Origin of the sequence: Geodermatophilus sp. DSM 44513 (assembly GCF_032460525.1) — a bacterium.
GTDB lineage: Bacteria > Actinomycetota > Actinomycetes > Mycobacteriales > Geodermatophilaceae > Geodermatophilus.
Genome location: NZ_CP135963.1, coordinates 1,637,194 through 1,652,375 on the forward strand (window position 1 = coordinate 1,637,194; position 15,182 = coordinate 1,652,375).

Here is a 15,182-nt window from a genome sequence, read left to right on the forward strand (position 1 = left end):
CCACGGGTGGTCAGATCCGGGTGAAGAGGTACACCGAGACCGCGATGCCGAAGACCACGATGAACACCCGCAGCGGCGTCACGGGGATGCGGGTGGCGATGCGCGCGCCGAGGAAGCCGCCGACCAGGCTGGCCGGGGCCGCCACGGCGACGACCAGCCAGTCCACCGGACCGAAAATCGCGAAGATGACCAGGCTGACGGTCGCGGTGACCGCCGACAGCGCGGACTTCAGCGCGTTGGCCAGCTTCAGCCGGTGCAGCCCCACGCCGAGGATGCCGACCAGGATCACCCCGAGCGCGCCGCCGAAGTAGCCGCCGTAGACGGTGGCCAGGAACAGCGCGAGGTAGAGCCACACCGGGTCGCGCCGCGCCCCGCCGTCCTCGGCCGTCCTCAGCCGCTTGGTGAGCAGCGGCTGCACGGCCAGCAGCAGGCTGGCGAGCAGCACCAGCACGGGCACGACGACGTCGAAGGCCTCGGTGGGCGTGGTGAGCAGCAGCACGCTGCCCGCGGCGCCGCCGAGCAGCGCGACGACGCCGAAGCGCACCAGCCGGCCGCGCTGCCCGGCGTACTCGCGGCGGAAGCCGACGACCCCGCCGAGGTAGCCCGGCCACTGGGCCACGGAGTTGGTGACGTTGGCCGCCACGGTGCCGAGGCCGAGGGCGACGAGGGTGGGGAAGAGGATCAGCGATCCGCCGCCGGCGACGGAGTTGATCGCGCCGGCGAGGAGGGCGACGCCCGCCGCGATGGCCAGGTCGAGGGCGGACACGGACGGCGAGCCTACGGTGCCGGTGTGCGGCTCACGCGGACGGCGACGGGACTGGCGGCGGCGTTCGGCGGGTCGGGGGTGTTGCACCTGCTCCGGCCGCGGACCTTCGAGTGGCTCGTGCCACCGGAGCTGGGTGACGCCCGCGCCTGGGTGCTCGCCAGCGGGGTGGCCGAGATCGGCACCGCCGGGCTCATGGCGGTGCCGGCGACGCGCCGGGCCGGGGGCTGGGCCGCGGCGGCGCTGCTGGTCGCCTTCGTGCCGGCGCACCTGCACACCCTGCGGGTGGTGCCGCGGCGTCCGGTGCCGCTGACGGTCGCCGCCGTCCGGCTGGTGCTGCAGGTGCCGATGGTCCGCGTGGCCCTCGGCGTGGCGAGGAGCCGGTGAGCACGGTCGTCCTGGTGGCCGGGGCATGGCACGGCGCCTGGTGCTGGCAGCGGGTGCTGCCCGCGCTGTGGCGGGCCGGGCACACCGCCGTCCCGGTCGCGCTGACCGGGGTGGGGGAGCGGGCGCACCAGCTGACCGCGCAGGTGGGCCTGGGCACGCACGTCGAGGACGTGGTCGCCGCGGTGCGCGCGCAGGAGTGCCGCGACGCCGTCCTCGTCGGGCACAGCTACGGTGGGCTGGTGGTCACCGGGGCGGCCGACCGGCTGGGCGCCGAGGTGGGCCGGCTGGTGTACCTCGACGCCGTCGTCCCGCTGCCCGGGCGCAGCTGGGCGCAGTGCGTCCCGGAGACGGCCCGCGCCCAGCGGGAGGCGCTGATCGAGGCCTCCGGGCACATCCCGCCGGCCCACCCCTCGGCCTACGGGCTGACCGGAGACGACGCGGCGTGGGTGGCACGGCGGCAGACCCCGCACCCGGGCGGGACGTTCACCGAGCCGCTGCACTTCGACGCCGACCGGTGGGCCGCCCGCCCGCGGACCTACGTCGACTGCACCGCGCCGGCGCTGCCGACCATCGAGCCCTCGCGCCGGCTGGTGCGCTCCCAGCCCGGGTGGGAGGTGGTCGAGCTGGTCACCGGGCACGACCCGATGGTCAGTGCGCCCGCGGAGCTCGCCGCCGTGCTGCTGGCCGCCGCCGGACCCTGACGGGTGACGTCCCCCGCAGCCGCCGCGCGAGCGGGCACCACGGGTCCGTGGAGCCGCGGTCCGCCGACGGGCGCGCGGCGGTCAACCGCAGCAGCTGGCTGCTCGGGGACGGCGGCGGCGGGGGCTGAGCGGTCACGCCCGGCCGCGGTGCCTCCGGTGCAGCTGGTGGACCTCCTCGTCCAGCCCGGCCACCGGCCCCTCGACCGGCACGCCGGGGGCGACGTCGGGGACCGGCAGCGGGCGGACCGGCGCCGGGGGGACGCCGAGGTCGGCCAGCCAGGCCCTCAGCTGCGCCGAGGAGCTGGCGTAGACGATCCGGCCGAGGCCCACCCAGCCGTGCGCGGCCGCACACATGGGGCAGTGCTCGCCGGAGGTGTAGACGGTGGCCGCGGCCCGCTGCGGCGGCGTGAGGTGCTCCGCGGCCCACCGGGCGATGGCGAACTCCGGGTGCTGCGTCGCGTCGCCGCCGGCCACGTGGTTGTGGTCCTCGAAGCGGACCCGCCCGTCGGCGTCGACCAGCACCGACCCGAACGGCTCGTCCCCGGCGTCCAGCGCGGCGCGGGCGAGCTCGACGCAGCGGCGCAGGTGGGCGAGGTCCGTGTCGTCGACCATGCCGCCCATCCTCTGCCGCGGGCGGCCGGCCCGCCGCCGGAATCACCCGCCGGGCAGCGGCACGATCGACTTGGTGATCTGCGCCCGGGCCACCAGGGTGCCGGACACCTCGGCGGTCGCGGAGAGGAAGGCCAGCCGGCGGCCGCGCCGGTCCAGCTGCCCCACGGCCTCGACCAGGCCGCCCTCGGGTGCCGCGGCCGGCAGCTGGACGGTGAGGGCGTGGGAGACGGCGTGCTCGTCGGGCTGCAGCGCGGGGAGCAGCGCCAGGTAGGCGGCCAGCTCGAGCACGGCGGTGAGCGCCGCGGCGTGCGCGCCGCCCGCCCCGTTGCCGGCCAGGCCGGCCACCGTCACCCGGACGCCCGCGCTCGGGTCGGCCGGGTCGCGCAGCTCGGCGCCCAGCGCCGCGGCCAGCGGGACGGCCAGCGCCAGCCGGCTGCGCGCCACGGTCTCCTCCGGGCTCACCGTGCCTCCTCGGGTCGCCGTCCCCGCACCTGCGGGGGTGCGGTCATCCTGGCGGACCCGGGTGGCGTGCGCGCTTCTCGCCCGTCGTCCCCCGGGAGCAGACTGCCCGCCATGCCCCCTCTGCCCATGCCCGACGACTGGCAGCGCGCGCTGGTCGTGGCCGCCCACCCCGACGACATCGAGTACGGCCTGGCCGCGGCCGTCGCGGTGTGGACCGCGGCCGGCAAGGAGGTGCACTACCTGCTGGCCACCCGTGGCGAGGCCGGGATGGCCGGCGTCCCCCCGGCGGAGGCCGGCCCGCTGCGCGAGGAGGAAGAGCGGCGGTCGGCCGCCGTCGTCGGGGTCAGCGAGGTGGAGTTCCTCGACCACCGGGACGGCGTCCTGGTGGCCGGGCCGGAGCTGCGGCGGGACCTGGCCGCGGCGATCCGGCGGCACCGCCCGGAGATGGTCGTCACCGGGTACTTCGGCCCGACCTGGACGCCGCCGGGGGTGTCGCCGGCGTACGTGAACTCCGCCGACCACCGGGCGCTCGGGCAGAGCGTGGTCGACGCCGTCGCCGACGCCGGCAACGAGTGGATCTTCCCCGAGCTCTCCGAGCCGCGGTGGGGCGGTGTGCAGTACATCGCGGGTGGGGGAGATGACCGACCCGCCACACCAGGTGGACGTCGCCGAGGCGGTCGAGCTCGCGGTCGCGTCGCTGTCCGAGCACCGCCGCTATCTCGAGCTGCTGTCCGATGCCCCGGTGGAGGAGCAGGCGCAGCAGGTCGTCGACGTGTCCACCCTCACCGACGACGGCGCCCGGCGGGTCGGCTTCCGCCTCTACTGGGGCTGACCGGGCACGGGATCGTGCTGCGGTGAGGTACCTCGACGCGGACGCCGTCGCCGCGCTCGGCCCGGCCGGGGCGGTCCGGGCGATCAGCGACGCGCTGCGCGGCGGACTCGACCCGGCCGCGGACCCGCCCCGGGTCCGGGTCGACCTGTCGGGCGGGCAGTTCCTGCTCATGCCCGCGGAGACCCCGGCCGGGGCGGGGGTCAAGGTGGCGACCGTGGCGCCGGGCAACCCGGCCCGCGGCCTGCCGCGCATACAGGCCGCCTACCTGCTGTTCGACCGGGGGACGCTGGCGCTGCGCGCCGTCCTGGACGGCACGGCGCTGACCGCGCTGCGCACGCCGGCGGTGTCGGTGGCCGCCGTGCTGGCCCGGCTGCCGGAGCGCCCGCTGCGGGTCGCGGTGGTGGGAGCCGGCCCGCAGGCCACGGGCCACGTGGCCACGCTGGCCGCCGTCCGCCCGCTGGCGCGGGCGACCCACCTGGTCCGGGACCCGTCCCGCACGCCGCTGGACGCCGTCCGGCTGGGCTCCGCGCCGGCCGACGACGCGCTGCGGACGGCGGACGTCGTCGTCTGCGCCACCTCGGCGCGGACCCCGCTGTTCGACTCCACCCTGCTGCGCGACGACGCCGTGGTGGTCGCGGTCGGCTCGCACGAGCCCGACGCCCGGGAGCTGGACGCGGCGCTGCTCGGGCGGGCCTCCGTGGTCGTCGAGGACGTCGCCACCGCGCTGCGCGAGGCCGGTGACGTGGTGCTGGCCATCGCCGAGGGCGCGCTGACCGGCGACGACCTCGTGCCCGTGCGCGACGTGGTCACCGGGGCGGTCGCGCTGCCCACCGACCGCCCGGTGGTCGTGAAGAGCGTCGGGATGTCCTGGGAGGACCTGGTCGTCGCCGAGGCGGTCCTCGCCGCGCACTAGGATGGCCGGTACGACGGACGAGTCGGCTGGGCGGTCGCGTCGGCAGGGGAGACCCCGCCGCCGAGGAACGTCCGGGCTCCACAGGGCAGGGTGGTCGCTAACGGCGACCCGGGGTGACCCGCGGGACAGTGCCACAGAGAACAGACCGCCAGTGCGTGCACTGGTAAGGGTGCAGCGCTGGTAAGGGTGAAAGGGCGGTGTAAGAGACCACCGCACACCGGGTGACCGGTGTGGCTCGGTAAACCCCACCCGGAGCAAGGTCGAGAGGGACGGCGGGCTGGGCGACCAGGCCGCCGTCCTGCGCAGGCGTTTGAGGGCTGCCCGCCCGAGCCTGCGGGTGGACCGCTGGAGCCGGTCGGCAACGGCAGGCCTAGATGGATGACCGCCCACCGGGATGCCGCGAGGCGCCCGGGGACAGAACCCGGCGTACAGGCCGACTCGTCCGTCGCCCGCCGCTGACCTGCCGGGACTGCGGCCGCCGGCGTCCGCCCCTGTGGGAAGGGCGCCCGCCGTGTCACGCTGGCTGCATGGGCACAGCACCACCCGGGCCGCCCGAGTCCCGAGGGCGACCCTCCGCCCGTGCGGGCGGAGGCGCGCACCACGACGACCTGTCACAGCGGCTGGCCGACCTGGCGCGCCGGATGCAGCACCAGGTGGACACCCCGGCGGTGCTCGAACTCATCGTCGCCTCGATCGCGGGGACAGTGCCGGGCGCGGAGGAGGCGACGATCAGCCTGGTGACGGGCCGCCGGCGGGTGGTGTCGGCGGCGGCCACCGACGACCTGGCGCGGCGGTTCGACGACCTGCAGCAGGAGACCCGGCAGGGGCCGTGCATGGACTCCATGTACGAGCGGGAGACCGTCCGGGTGGACGACCTGGCAACCGACCAGCGCTGGCCGGCCCTCGGCCGCGCGGCCGCCGACGCAGGACTGCGCAGCGCGCTGTGCATCCAGCTGTTCGTGCAGGGGGAGGACCTGGGTGCGATGAACATGCTGGCCCGGACCCCGCAGGCGTTCAGCGACGAGTCCGAACGCGTCGGGCTGCTGTTCGCCAGCCACGCGGCCATCGCGCTGGCCCAGGCGCAGAAGATCAACCACCTGGAGCTGGGCATGGCCAGCCGGGACCTGATCGGTCAGGCCAAGGGCGTGCTCATGGAACGGTACAAGATCACTTCGGAGCAGGCATTCGCACTGCTCGCGAAGGCCAGTCAGGACGCCAACCGCAAACTGGTCGAGGTCGCCGACCACCTCACCCGGACCGGCGTCCTCGGCACCGAGGGCCCGACCGGGGCAGCCGTCGATCGTCATCCGGCCCGTCGAGGCGACCGCCCGGCCGGGCCCTGATCCGGATCTGCGACACCGACGGGTCGTCGGTTCCGATCGGGAACGGGTCCACCTGGCGCGGCAGGGTGACGGCGACCCTGCTGAGGTCCCCTGCGCTGACCTGCGAGAGGGCCGGCGGCGACGGGCGGTGGAACGCCGTCCCGCTCGCCGGCGCGGCGTACACCCGGGCGGTGGAGGCGGGCCGACGTCTGGTGGATGCTGAGAGTCCCGCGCGGTGATCGACGAGGCCACGGGCATCCTCGTGCACGCCGCGTGCAGCCGTCCCACCGACGAGCCCGCAGGACCGGCCGGCTGGCCGACGGACCTGGTGCTGAGTTAGCGTGACGGCGGTCGAACACCCGGCCTGACGTGCGCGAAGTTGGGGCCGGGTGTGGGACGGGCCGCCGCGGAGCGCCTCTGGGTCGAGGACGTGCGATGCCGGCCATGACGACCTGCCCGATCACCACCGAGCCGGCTGCGGCGGGCGGTCTGCTGCTGGCCGTGGACCTGGCCGCCGGGCGGGTGGTGCTCACCGGCGAGCTGGATCGCGCCACCTGCGGGCAGCTGACCGCGGCGTGCCAGGTGCTGGCCGCCGAGTGCCCGCCGGTCTGGGTACTGGACGTGGCGGCGCTGGACTTCTGCGACGCGGCGGGGCTGCGTGCCCTGGCTGCAGCCCGACGCGCCACGGAGGACGCCGGCGCGGTCGCGCTCATCGTCGGCGCGCGCCAGGTCCTGCGCCGGCTGCTGCCGCTGGCCGGTCTCGACGACCTGCTCGCGCCGATCGCGCGGACGCTGCCACCGCCGGCCCCCCGACACACCGCCTCCTCGTCCGGTGTCCCGGTGGCGACGGCCACCGGCACCCCGCCCGCCGCGGCGGCGCGGGGCGGCGGTACCCGGGCACGGGCGGGATGGGTGCGCCCGGGCGCAGACGACAGGGTCGTGCGATGACGCAGGGCGACCCCAACCCCGGCACGGGTCCGATGGACCCGGCCGCGTCTGAGCAGCTGGCGGCCACGTTGGTGCAGATGGCCGGGCTGGTGCTCTCCCAGGAGACGGTCCGCTCGGCGGTGGAGCTGGTGACCGCGCTGGCCTCGGCCACCGCGCCGGGCAGCGCAGGCGCGGCGGTCACCCTCGTCGACGAACACGGCACCCGGACGATGGCGGCGACCACCGAGCTGGCTGCGCGGGCAGACGCGCTGCAGTACTCCCTGGACGAGGGGCCGTGCCTGACCGCGGCGCGCACCGGGCGGATCGTGCGCGTCGACGACGCCGTCGGCGACCGCCGCTGGCCGGCGTGGAACGAGGCGGTCACGCACCTGGGCATCCGGTCGACGCTGAGCGCGCCACTGGTGTCCGCCACCGCGACCATCGGCGCGATCAAGCTGTACGCGCTGCAGCCGGCCCGGTTCGACGAGCACGCCGAGCAGGTCATGGTGCTCTTCGCCCGGCAGGCGGCGATCCTGCTCGCCGCCACCCAGGACCTGACCAGCGCCCGGGCGCTCAGCCGCCGACTGGCCGACGCGCTCACCGACCGGGACGTGATCGGCCAGGCCACCGGGGTGCTGCAGGCGCGCGGCCTGCCGGACCGCGAGGCCGCCTTCGCCCGGCTCGCCGCCGCGGCCGAGCGCTCCGGCCGCCCGGTGCGGGAGGTGGCCCTCGAGCTGCTGACCACGGTCACCGCCGGCGACGCCGACTCCGCACCGGCCTGACCGGGCAGCAGACGGAGATGACACCCGAGCACCGGCACGAGCGGATCGAGGCGGCGCGGGTGCGGGCAGAGCTGACCGTCTCCGAGCTGTGGCTGCGCTACCTCAGCCTCGGTGGCAACGGCGACCTGTTCGACCTCGACGGCTACCTCAACGGGCTGCTGCCGCTGACCTCCCTCAACCAGAACGTGCTGGCCGTCGCGGTCAACGAGGGACTGGACGAGGTCTACCGCGCCGCGCGCGTCCCGCTGTCCACCCCCGCCCCCGACGGGGCGCTCCACGATGCCATCGCCGCGCTGCTCGACTCGGCCGCCACCTGCCGGAGCGAGCAGCGGCCGAACCCGCACGACACCACGCGCCCACCCGATCCGCCGACCGCGCCCCCGGCGAGCCACACGCCAGCCGATGAGTGAGGCCCCGCGAGGTGCGGCCGCGTCCACCGCACGTTCCCGCGTCTCGGGGGTGACCGCCGGCGCTGCGCCACGTCATCCGGATGCGGTCAGGCGCTCGGCGAGGCGCGGTGCGGGTCGGCCCCCTGCTCGGTGTCGCGGGCGCGGGGCGGCCCGCCGTACCAGTCCAGGCAGACCATCGTCGCGTCGTCACGGAGGTCCCCGCCGGTGGCCTGGAGCACCGCGGCGCCCAGGGCGAGCACGACCTCGCGCGGGTGCAGGTCCGCGGTCTGGGCCAGTGCCCCGGCCACGTCCAACGACGCCGCGTTGCGCTCCAGCATGCCGTCGGTGAGGAAGACGATCCGGTCGCCGGCCTCGAGCGGGAGGGGTTGCACCTGGAAGGTCTTGCCCGGAAGCACGCCGAACGGCGGCTCGACGCCCAGCCGGATCTCCTCCACGACGCCTGCACGCAGCCGCAGGGGCAGGGTGTGCCCGGCGTTGACGACCTCTGCCGTGCCGGTGCGCAGGTCGACGCGGACGAGCTGGCCGGTGACGAACTGTCCGGGTGCCGCGTGCTCGGCGAGGGCGTCGTTGGCGTAGGCGGCCTGCGCGGCGAGGTCCAGTCCCCTGCGGCGTCCGTTGCGCAGGCTGCCGACCAGCAGGCTGGCGAGCAGCGAGGCGGCGACCTGGTGGCCGACCGCGTCGGTGACCGACACGTGCAGGACGTCCCGGTCGAGGGCGTAGTCGAAGGTGTCACCCCCCACCTCGGCGGCCGGTTCCAGCCAGCCGGCGAGGGTGAACTGCCCGGCCTCGCAGGTGAAGGCGGTCGGCAGCAGCCGGCGCTGGATCTCCGCGGCCAGGGTGAACGAGGTGGTGCGCATGCCCCACTCGTAGACGTCGGTGTGCCGGCGGGCGGCGACGAGGACGTAGGCCAGCGCGTGCGCAGCGGTCTCGATGACGCCGACGTCGCGAGGGGTGGGGAGGCCGGGCAGGACCAGTTCGAGCAGGCCGATGGCGTCTCCACGGTCGGTCACCGGGACGATCACCCGAGCGCCGGCGTCGATCTGCTGGACGTCGGCCTGCTGCGTGCGCAGGACACGGCCGTACACCGTGCCGGTCAGCGGCACCGTCTCGGCCTGCTCGGCCCCTCGGCTGCGGGCGCCCTCGACGCGGGCGGTGGACGTCAACCGGACGACGGCCCGGCCGCTGAAGTCGGTGATCAGGAAGTGCAGTTCGCGGGCGCCGACCATCTCGGCGAGCCTGGCCGCCACCACCGGGACCGAGTCCGTCGGTGGTGCCGCCTCGACCTCGTCGAGGAGTTGGCCGACGTCGATCCCGCCGACCTCCCCACTCCGCACGGCACAGACCCTAACGAGGGCCGGCCACCGGCCGCCTCCGCGTGCTCGGCGGCCGGGACACCCGAGCGCCGTCGTCTCGCCGGTGGCCGGGGTGCTCGCCTGCCTGGTGGCCCTCGTCTCCGGGACGGCCGGCACCGTCCACCAGAAGCGGCACGGCGACCGGAGCCCGCTGGTCTGGGGAACGGCGGTGCAGTACGCGGCGGCCGCGGCGGTGCTGCTGGCGATCGCGCTGGCCAACGAGGACACGGCGATCCGGTGGACGGCCTGTCGTTCGTGGGCATCGGCGTGACCGCTCTCGGCGTCGTGCTCGTGGTGGTGCCACCCCGCGAGCGGTGACCCGCCCGCGCCTGGGTCGCCTGAACGGGTGAACCGGCCGCGGGAGCCCGCCGTCACGTCCTGGGGTCGGCAGGAGCGCGGCTACGGTCGCCGGGTCGGGCAGGCGGCCGGATCCGGGGGTCTCGTGGCGGGGAGGTCGCGGCGCACCGTGGGCCGCGCCGGGCGCACCGTCGCCCCGGGACGCGCGGCCCGCCGGCTGGCACTGGTCCTCGCCGCGGTCGCCGCGGCCGCCGCCGTGCTCGCGCTGGTCACCTGGGCGCGGGTCGCCGACCTGCGGGACCTCGACCGCCTGGTCCGCACCTCCGCGGAGGTGGTCGAGGTCGACGACCGCCGGCGCGGCCCGGACGACCTGGTCGTGCGCTTCGCCACCGACCGGGACACCCGCCAGGCGACCGTGCCGTGGTCCGGCAGTGCCCGCGCGGGCGACCCGGTGGAGGTGGCGTACTCGCCCGCCGACCCCGGCCGGGTGCGGACGGTCGAGGGCTGGAGCCCCTGGTACCAGACCTGGGCGGTGTACGCGGTGGTGCTGGCGATCGCGGCCGTGGCCGTCGGCGCCTTCGGACTCGTCAGTCGCCTGCGGGGCGGGCGCTGGGAGCACCACGCCCCGGTCGGGGAGGCGCCCCGGGAGGCGCTCGGGCGCCGCGTCGTCCGCGGCACGCTGTTCGCGTACTGGCTCTTCGGCGGCCTGGGGCTGCTCCCGGCCGGCCTGCTTGGCGGGGCCGCGCTCACCCGCCCGGCGGACCGGGTCGCGCTGCTCGCCGGTGCGGCGGGTCTGCTGGCGTTCTGCGTGGCCATGGCCGCCGGTCTGCACTGGTGGTACGGCCGGGACGGGGTGTGGGTCACCGACGCCGAGCTGGTCGCCCGCCGCCGGCGGCGTGTGCGGCGCTGGCCCTGGGCGCAGGTGCTGGAGCTGGGCGTGGTCGTCGAGAAGGGGAGCGCGACGGTCGCCGCCGCCCGCGTCGACGACGGGCCGGACGACGGCATCGGCACCGACGGCTGGGTGACGCTGGCCCGACCCTCCGCCGGCCCACTGGGGGCGCACGCCTGGTCGGTCCGGTTCCGCGCCCTCGCCGACGAGCGGGAGCTGGCCTTCACCGAGGGCCTGGCCGGTGACGAGCTGGCCGACTCGCTGGGGAGCACCTACTCCCTGCGGCGGCGGAGGACACCCGGCCGCCGCCGGCCCCCGACCTGACCTCGGCGGGACGGCCGCGGCTACGGCAGCGGCTACGGCAGCCGCTCGGCCGGAGATCGGGAACAGCAGCGGCCGCCGACGCGCTGACAGCGGGGTGAGTGTCGCCCCCGCAACGACCGTGCACCTCGACGACCGCTTCGCCCGCGAGCTGCCCGAGATGGCGGTCGCCTGGCGGGCCGAGGAGGCCCCGCACCCGCAGCTGCTGCTGCTCAACGAGGCGCTGGCCGCCGAGCTGGGCCTGGACGCCGGCTGGCTGCGCAACCCTGAGGGCATCGGGCTGCTGACCGGCACGGTCGTCCCCGACGACGCCCACCCGGTGGCTCAGGCCTACGCCGGGCACCAGTTCGGCGGCTACTCCCCGCGCCTGGGCGACGGGCGGGCGCTGCTGCTCGGCGAGCTCACCGACGCCGAGGGCCGGGTGCGCGACCTGCACCTCAAGGGCTCCGGCCGCACCCCCTTCGCCCGCGGCAGCGCCGACGGGCTGGCCGCGGTCGGGCCGATGCTGCGCGAGTACGTCATCAGCGAGGCCATGCAGGCCCTCGGCATCCCGACCACGCGCTCCCTCGCCGTCGTCGCGACCGGGCGCCCGGTGCGCCGCGAGACCGTGCTGCCCGGCGCCGTCCTGGCCCGGGTGGCGGCCAGCCACCTGCGGGTGGGCAGCTTCCAGTACGCCCGCGCCACCGGGGACGTCGACCTGCTCCGCCGGCTCGCCGACCACGCGATCGCCCGCCACCACGAGGCCGCGGCCGGCGCCGACAACCCGTACCTGGCGCTGTTCGAGTCCGTCGTCGCGGCCCAGGCGCGGCTGGTGGCGCAGTGGATGCTGGTCGGCTTCGTGCACGGCGTCATGAACACCGACAACACGACCATCTCCGGGGAGACCATCGACTACGGGCCCTGCGCGTTCCTCGACGGCTTCGACCCGGCCACGGTCTACAGCTCCATCGACTCCGGCGGGCGCTACGCCTACGGCAACCAGCCGGTCGTCGTGCAGTGGAACCTGGCGCGGTTGGCCGAGGCGCTGCTCCCGCTGATCGACGACGACCAGGAGCGGGCCATCGCCGCCGCCGTGGAGGTCCTCGGCGGCTTCGCCACCACCTACGACACCGTGTGGTCGGCCGGGATGCGCGCCAAGCTCGGCCTGCCCGAGGGCCTGGACGACGAGGTGGCCACCGCGCTCGTGCAGGACCTGCTCGCGCTGGTGCAGGCAGGCCGGGTCGACCTGACCTCGTTCCTCCGCTCCCTGGGCACCGCCGCCCGCGGGGACGCCGAACCCGCCCGGCTGGTGGTCACCGACCTCGCGGCCCTCGACGCCTGGCTCGAGCGCTGGCGCGCCGTGGGCCCGGACGCCGACCTGATGGACCGGACCAACCCTGTCTACACCCCGCGCAACCACCTCGTCGAGGAGGCGCTCACCGCCGCCACCGCGGGCGACCTGGGCCCGGTGCAGCGGCTGCTCGAGGTCCTCACCCGGCCCTTCGACGAGCGGCCGGGCCTGCAGCGGTACGCCGAACCGGCCCCCGGTGGCTCCGGCCCGTACGTCACCTTCTGCGGCACCTGAGCCGGGCGTGGGCGACGCCGCCTCCACCTGGCTGACCGTCTACGGCGTCGCGGTCGTCGTGGTCTGCATCTCGCTGGCCGCCGGCGGCTGGTGGGGGTGGGCGCTGGCGCTGTTCCTGCTCTCCTTCGTCGTCGACGCACTCGTGGTGTTCGCCGTCCGCCGGGCTCGGCGCCGCACCGAGTGACGGCTGCTTTGCTGTCCCGGCAACGATCCTTGCCAGAACGGCGTCGTCCGTCGGAGGGTGACCGCGGAGGTAGTCACGGTGACCGACGAACTGAGGAACGACTGCGACGTGCTGGTGGTCGGCGGGGGTGCCGCCGGCCTGAACGGGGCGCTGGTGCTGGCGCGATCCCGCCGCTCGGTGGTGGTGGTGGACGCCGGCGCCCCGCGCAATGCACCCGCAGCGGCCGTGCACGGGCTGCTGGGCCAGGAGGGCACACCACCGGGTGAGCTGCTCGCGCGCGGGCGGAGCGAGGTGCGCTCCTACGGCGGCCGGGTGGTGGACGGTGAGGTCGCCACGGTGGCCCGTGACGGCGAGGGGTTCACCGTCGGGCTGGCCGACGGGCGGACCACCCGCGCCCGCCGGCTGCTGGTCACCGCCGGGCTGGTCGACGAGCTGCCCGACGTCCCCGGCCTGCGCGAGCGCTGGGGCCGCGACGTGCTGCACTGCCCGTACTGCCACGGCTGGGAGGTGCGCGACCGGGCCATCGGCGTGCTGGCCAGCGGCCCGATGGCGGTGCACCAGACGCTGCTGTTCCGGCAGCTCAGCGCCGACGTCACCCTCTTCACGCACACCCAGCCGCACCCGGACGGCGAGCAGGCCGAGCAGCTGGCCGCCCTCGGCGTCCCGGTGGTGACCGGCGAGGTCGTCGCCGTCGAGGTCGCCGGCGACCGCGTCACCGGCCTGCGCCTGGCCGACGGCACGCTGGTCGCCCGCGAGGCGGTCACCGTGCAGTCGCGGGTGGTCGCCCGCGCCGGCTTCCTGGGCGGGCTCGGGCTGTACCCGGTGGCGCACCCCTCGGGCCTGGGGGAGCACCTGCCCGCCGACGCCACCGGGCGCACCACCGTCCCCGGTGTGTGGGTCGCCGGCAACGTCACCGACCTGGCCGCGCAGGTCGGCGCGGCCGCGGCCGCGGGCGCGTTCGCTGCGGCCCAGGTCAACCTCGACCTGGTCCTGGAGGACACCCGCCGGGCGGTCGCGGCCGCCCGGACGCCGCTGGCCTCGTGAACGGCAGGCGAACGGCGACGGCGCCCGGAATGCGGGGGCGGCCGGCGGCCTTGGCCCCTCACGTCGGCCAGCGTGGGCCGCCCCCACCGACTGGACGACGACAGGAACACCGTGACCGACCTGCAGGACCGCGCCGCCAGCGCGGCGCACCCGTCATCCGCCGACACCGCCCCACCCCGCCGGGCCCTGCTCGCGCTCGTCCTCGGCGCCTTCGTGGCCGTGGGCCCGCTGACCATCGACATGTACCTGCCGGCGTTGCCGACCATCGCCACCGAGCTGGGGACGACGCCGGCGCTGGTCCAGCTGACCCTGACCGGCACCCTGGTCGGCCTGGCACTGGGCCAGCTGCTGCTCGGCCCGCTGTCCGACGCGTACGGCCGGCGTGCGCCGCTGCTGGCCGGCACCGCGCTCTACGTGGTGGCGTCCGCGCTGATCCTGGTCGCGCCGGGCATCGAGGTCCTGGGTGTGCTGCGCTTCCTGCAGGGCGTGGGCACCGCGGCCGGTGCGGTGATCGCGCTGGCCGTCGTCCGGGACCTGTTCACCGGGCGCGCGGCGGCCACCATGCTGTCCCGGCTGTTCCTCGTGCTCGGCGCCGCGCCGGTGCTCGCGCCCACCCTCGGCGGGGAGCTGCTGCGGTTCACCAGCTGGCGCGGCATCTTCGCCGTCCTCACGGTGTACGGGCTGCTGCTGCTCGCCGTCGGCTGGTACGCGCTGCGCGAGACGCTGCCGCCGGCCCGCCGCAGCAGCGCCGGGGTCGGCGGGACGCTGCGCACCTACCGGCGGCTGCTGCACGACCGCACGCTGGTGGGCCTGGTGCTGGTCGCCGGGCTGACCATGGCCGGGCTGTTCAGCTACGTGTCGGGGTCCTCCTTCGTCTTCCAGCAGCAGTTCGGCCTCGACGAGCAGCAGTTCGGGCTGCTGTTCGGCGCCGGCGCGGTCTGGCTGATCGCCGCCACCCAGCTCAACCCGGTGGTGCTGCGCCGCTGGTCCCCGGCCCAGGTGCTGCTCGGCGGCACCGTGGCCGGCGCGCTGTCCGGCGCGGTGCTGCTCGCGCTGGCCGCCACCGGGACCGGCGGCCTGGTTGGGGTCGTCGCCCCGCTGTGGGCGATGCTGTTCGCCTCCGGCCTGGCGCTGCCCAACGCGCCCGCGCTGGCGCTGTCCCGGCACGGCGACTCTGCCGGTGCGGCCGCGGCGCTGCTCGGCGCGGCGCAGTTCGGCGTCGGTGCGGCGGTGTCGCCGGTGGTCGGCCTGCTCGGCAACGACGCCGCGGCGATGGGCACCGTCATCCTGGTCGCCCTCTCGCTCGCCGTCGCCGTGCTGGTCACCGTGGTCCGGCCCTGGCGGCTCGTCGAGGACGAGGAGCCCGCGCCCGCCGGCGTGCACTGACACCCGCCGGCAGGCAGCCGGTGGTCCGGTGTCC

General features: G+C 76.3%; 18 protein-coding genes, 1 other RNA gene and 1 pseudogene. 16 read left to right on the top strand and 4 right to left on the bottom strand.

The window, feature by feature from the left end; translation table 11 throughout:
- Window positions 1-10: 10 nt before the first annotated feature.
- Window positions 11-766: a sulfite exporter TauE/SafE family protein gene (locus RTG05_RS07960; RefSeq protein ID WP_166528194.1), complete on the bottom strand. Its 756-nt coding sequence runs from the start codon at window positions 764-766 to the stop codon at window positions 11-13.
- A 24-nt stretch (window positions 767-790) separates the two neighbouring features.
- Here RTG05_RS07960 and RTG05_RS07965 point away from each other — a divergent pair, with 24 nt between their 5' ends.
- Entirely contained in the window at window positions 791-1,150 is a 360-nt protein-coding gene (locus RTG05_RS07965; RefSeq protein WP_208104856.1) for a DoxX family protein, read from the top strand.
- Entirely contained in the window at window positions 1,147-1,851 is a 705-nt protein-coding gene (locus RTG05_RS07970) for an alpha/beta hydrolase (protein ID WP_166528195.1), read from the top strand. The genes RTG05_RS07965 and RTG05_RS07970 overlap by 4 nt, the downstream gene beginning before the upstream one ends.
- A gap of 132 nt (window positions 1,852-1,983) precedes the next feature.
- Here the strand turns inward: RTG05_RS07970 and RTG05_RS07975 are convergent, their stop codons facing one another.
- Both RTG05_RS07975 and RTG05_RS07980 read right to left on the bottom strand, forming a co-directional pair.
- On the bottom strand, window positions 1,984-2,463 hold the full coding sequence (locus RTG05_RS07975; protein ID WP_166528196.1) for a nucleoside deaminase: 480 nt from the start codon (window positions 2,461-2,463) through the stop codon (window positions 1,984-1,986).
- 42 nt (window positions 2,464-2,505) lie between these two features.
- Window positions 2,506-2,925, bottom strand: coding sequence for a thioesterase, FlK family (locus tag RTG05_RS07980; RefSeq protein ID WP_166528197.1), 420 nt, complete (start codon window positions 2,923-2,925; stop codon window positions 2,506-2,508).
- A gap of 126 nt (window positions 2,926-3,051) precedes the next feature.
- On the opposite strand from RTG05_RS07980, the pseudogene RTG05_RS07985 reads away from it, so the two are divergent.
- The 8 genes and pseudogenes from RTG05_RS07985 to RTG05_RS08020 all read left to right on the top strand — a co-directional run.
- A pseudogene (locus RTG05_RS07985) lies at window positions 3,052-3,417 on the top strand (PIG-L deacetylase family protein); the annotation flags it as partial.
- A gap of 145 nt (window positions 3,418-3,562) precedes the next feature.
- Window positions 3,563-3,757: a hypothetical protein gene (locus tag RTG05_RS07990; RefSeq protein WP_315912599.1), complete on the top strand. Its 195-nt coding sequence runs from the start codon at window positions 3,563-3,565 to the stop codon at window positions 3,755-3,757.
- A gap of 22 nt (window positions 3,758-3,779) precedes the next feature.
- Window positions 3,780-4,670 carry an ornithine cyclodeaminase family protein gene (locus RTG05_RS07995; protein WP_208104857.1) on the top strand — a complete coding sequence of 297 codons (891 nt, stop codon included), beginning with the start codon at window positions 3,780-3,782 and terminating at the stop codon, window positions 4,668-4,670.
- An 18-nt stretch (window positions 4,671-4,688) separates the two neighbouring features.
- Window positions 4,689-5,115: RNase P RNA component class A (gene rnpB, locus RTG05_RS08000), an RNA gene on the top strand.
- A gap of 82 nt (window positions 5,116-5,197) precedes the next feature.
- The gene (locus RTG05_RS08005; protein WP_166528199.1) at window positions 5,198-6,013 is read left to right on the top strand and encodes a GAF and ANTAR domain-containing protein; all 816 of its coding nucleotides are present in this window, start codon (window positions 5,198-5,200) and stop codon (window positions 6,011-6,013) included.
- 414 nt (window positions 6,014-6,427) lie between these two features.
- The gene (locus RTG05_RS08010) at window positions 6,428-6,940 is read left to right on the top strand and encodes an STAS domain-containing protein (protein WP_166528200.1); all 513 of its coding nucleotides are present in this window, start codon (window positions 6,428-6,430) and stop codon (window positions 6,938-6,940) included.
- Window positions 6,937-7,701, top strand: coding sequence for a GAF domain-containing protein (locus RTG05_RS08015; protein ID WP_166528201.1), 765 nt, complete (start codon window positions 6,937-6,939; stop codon window positions 7,699-7,701). Before RTG05_RS08010 ends, RTG05_RS08015 begins: the two co-directional genes overlap by 4 nt.
- A gap of 17 nt (window positions 7,702-7,718) precedes the next feature.
- The gene (locus RTG05_RS08020) at window positions 7,719-8,111 is read left to right on the top strand and encodes a hypothetical protein (RefSeq protein ID WP_166528202.1); all 393 of its coding nucleotides are present in this window, start codon (window positions 7,719-7,721) and stop codon (window positions 8,109-8,111) included.
- An 86-nt stretch (window positions 8,112-8,197) separates the two neighbouring features.
- Here the strand turns inward: RTG05_RS08020 and RTG05_RS08025 are convergent, their stop codons facing one another.
- Window positions 8,198-9,445 (bottom strand): PP2C family protein-serine/threonine phosphatase, encoded by a 1,248-nt coding sequence (locus tag RTG05_RS08025; protein ID WP_315912426.1) that lies wholly within the window; start codon window positions 9,443-9,445, stop codon window positions 8,198-8,200.
- An 82-nt stretch (window positions 9,446-9,527) separates the two neighbouring features.
- On the opposite strand from RTG05_RS08025, the gene RTG05_RS08030 reads away from it, so the two are divergent.
- The 6 genes from RTG05_RS08030 (at window position 9,528) to RTG05_RS08055 (ending at window position 15,148) form a co-directional block, all read left to right on the top strand.
- Window positions 9,528-9,734, top strand: coding sequence for a hypothetical protein (locus RTG05_RS08030; protein ID WP_315912427.1), 207 nt, complete (start codon window positions 9,528-9,530; stop codon window positions 9,732-9,734).
- 195 nt (window positions 9,735-9,929) lie between these two features.
- Complete coding sequence (locus RTG05_RS08035) at window positions 9,930-10,973, top strand: DUF3592 domain-containing protein (RefSeq protein WP_166528204.1); 1,044 nt, start codon at window positions 9,930-9,932, stop codon at window positions 10,971-10,973.
- A gap of 94 nt (window positions 10,974-11,067) precedes the next feature.
- Window positions 11,068-12,534 (top strand): protein adenylyltransferase SelO, encoded by a 1,467-nt coding sequence (locus RTG05_RS08040; protein WP_166528205.1) that lies wholly within the window; start codon window positions 11,068-11,070, stop codon window positions 12,532-12,534.
- A 7-nt stretch (window positions 12,535-12,541) separates the two neighbouring features.
- Window positions 12,542-12,718, top strand: coding sequence for a hypothetical protein (locus tag RTG05_RS08045; RefSeq protein ID WP_166528206.1), 177 nt, complete (start codon window positions 12,542-12,544; stop codon window positions 12,716-12,718).
- 78 nt (window positions 12,719-12,796) lie between these two features.
- Window positions 12,797-13,762 carry an NAD(P)/FAD-dependent oxidoreductase gene (locus RTG05_RS08050; protein ID WP_166528207.1) on the top strand — a complete coding sequence of 322 codons (966 nt, stop codon included), beginning with the start codon at window positions 12,797-12,799 and terminating at the stop codon, window positions 13,760-13,762.
- A gap of 111 nt (window positions 13,763-13,873) precedes the next feature.
- Window positions 13,874-15,148, top strand: coding sequence for a multidrug effflux MFS transporter (locus RTG05_RS08055; RefSeq protein WP_166528208.1), 1,275 nt, complete (start codon window positions 13,874-13,876; stop codon window positions 15,146-15,148).
- The last annotated feature ends 34 nt before the right edge of the window (window positions 15,149-15,182 follow it).

Bases quoted from the DNA above. Each gene is read 5' to 3' on its own strand.
- RTG05_RS07975 (WP_166528196.1), bottom strand. From the start codon at position 2,463: ATGGTCGACGACACGGACCTCGCCCACCTGCGCCGCTGCGTCGAGCTC.
- RTG05_RS08010 (WP_166528200.1), top strand. From the start codon at position 6,428: ATGCCGGCCATGACGACCTGCCCGATCACCACCGAGCCGGCTGCGGCG.
- RTG05_RS07990 (WP_315912599.1), top strand. From the start codon at position 3,563: ATGACCGACCCGCCACACCAGGTGGACGTCGCCGAGGCGGTCGAGCTC.
- RTG05_RS08015 (WP_166528201.1), top strand. From the start codon at position 6,937: ATGACGCAGGGCGACCCCAACCCCGGCACGGGTCCGATGGACCCGGCC.
- RTG05_RS08020 (WP_166528202.1), top strand. From the start codon at position 7,719: ATGACACCCGAGCACCGGCACGAGCGGATCGAGGCGGCGCGGGTGCGG.
- RTG05_RS08005 (WP_166528199.1), top strand. From the start codon at position 5,198: ATGGGCACAGCACCACCCGGGCCGCCCGAGTCCCGAGGGCGACCCTCC.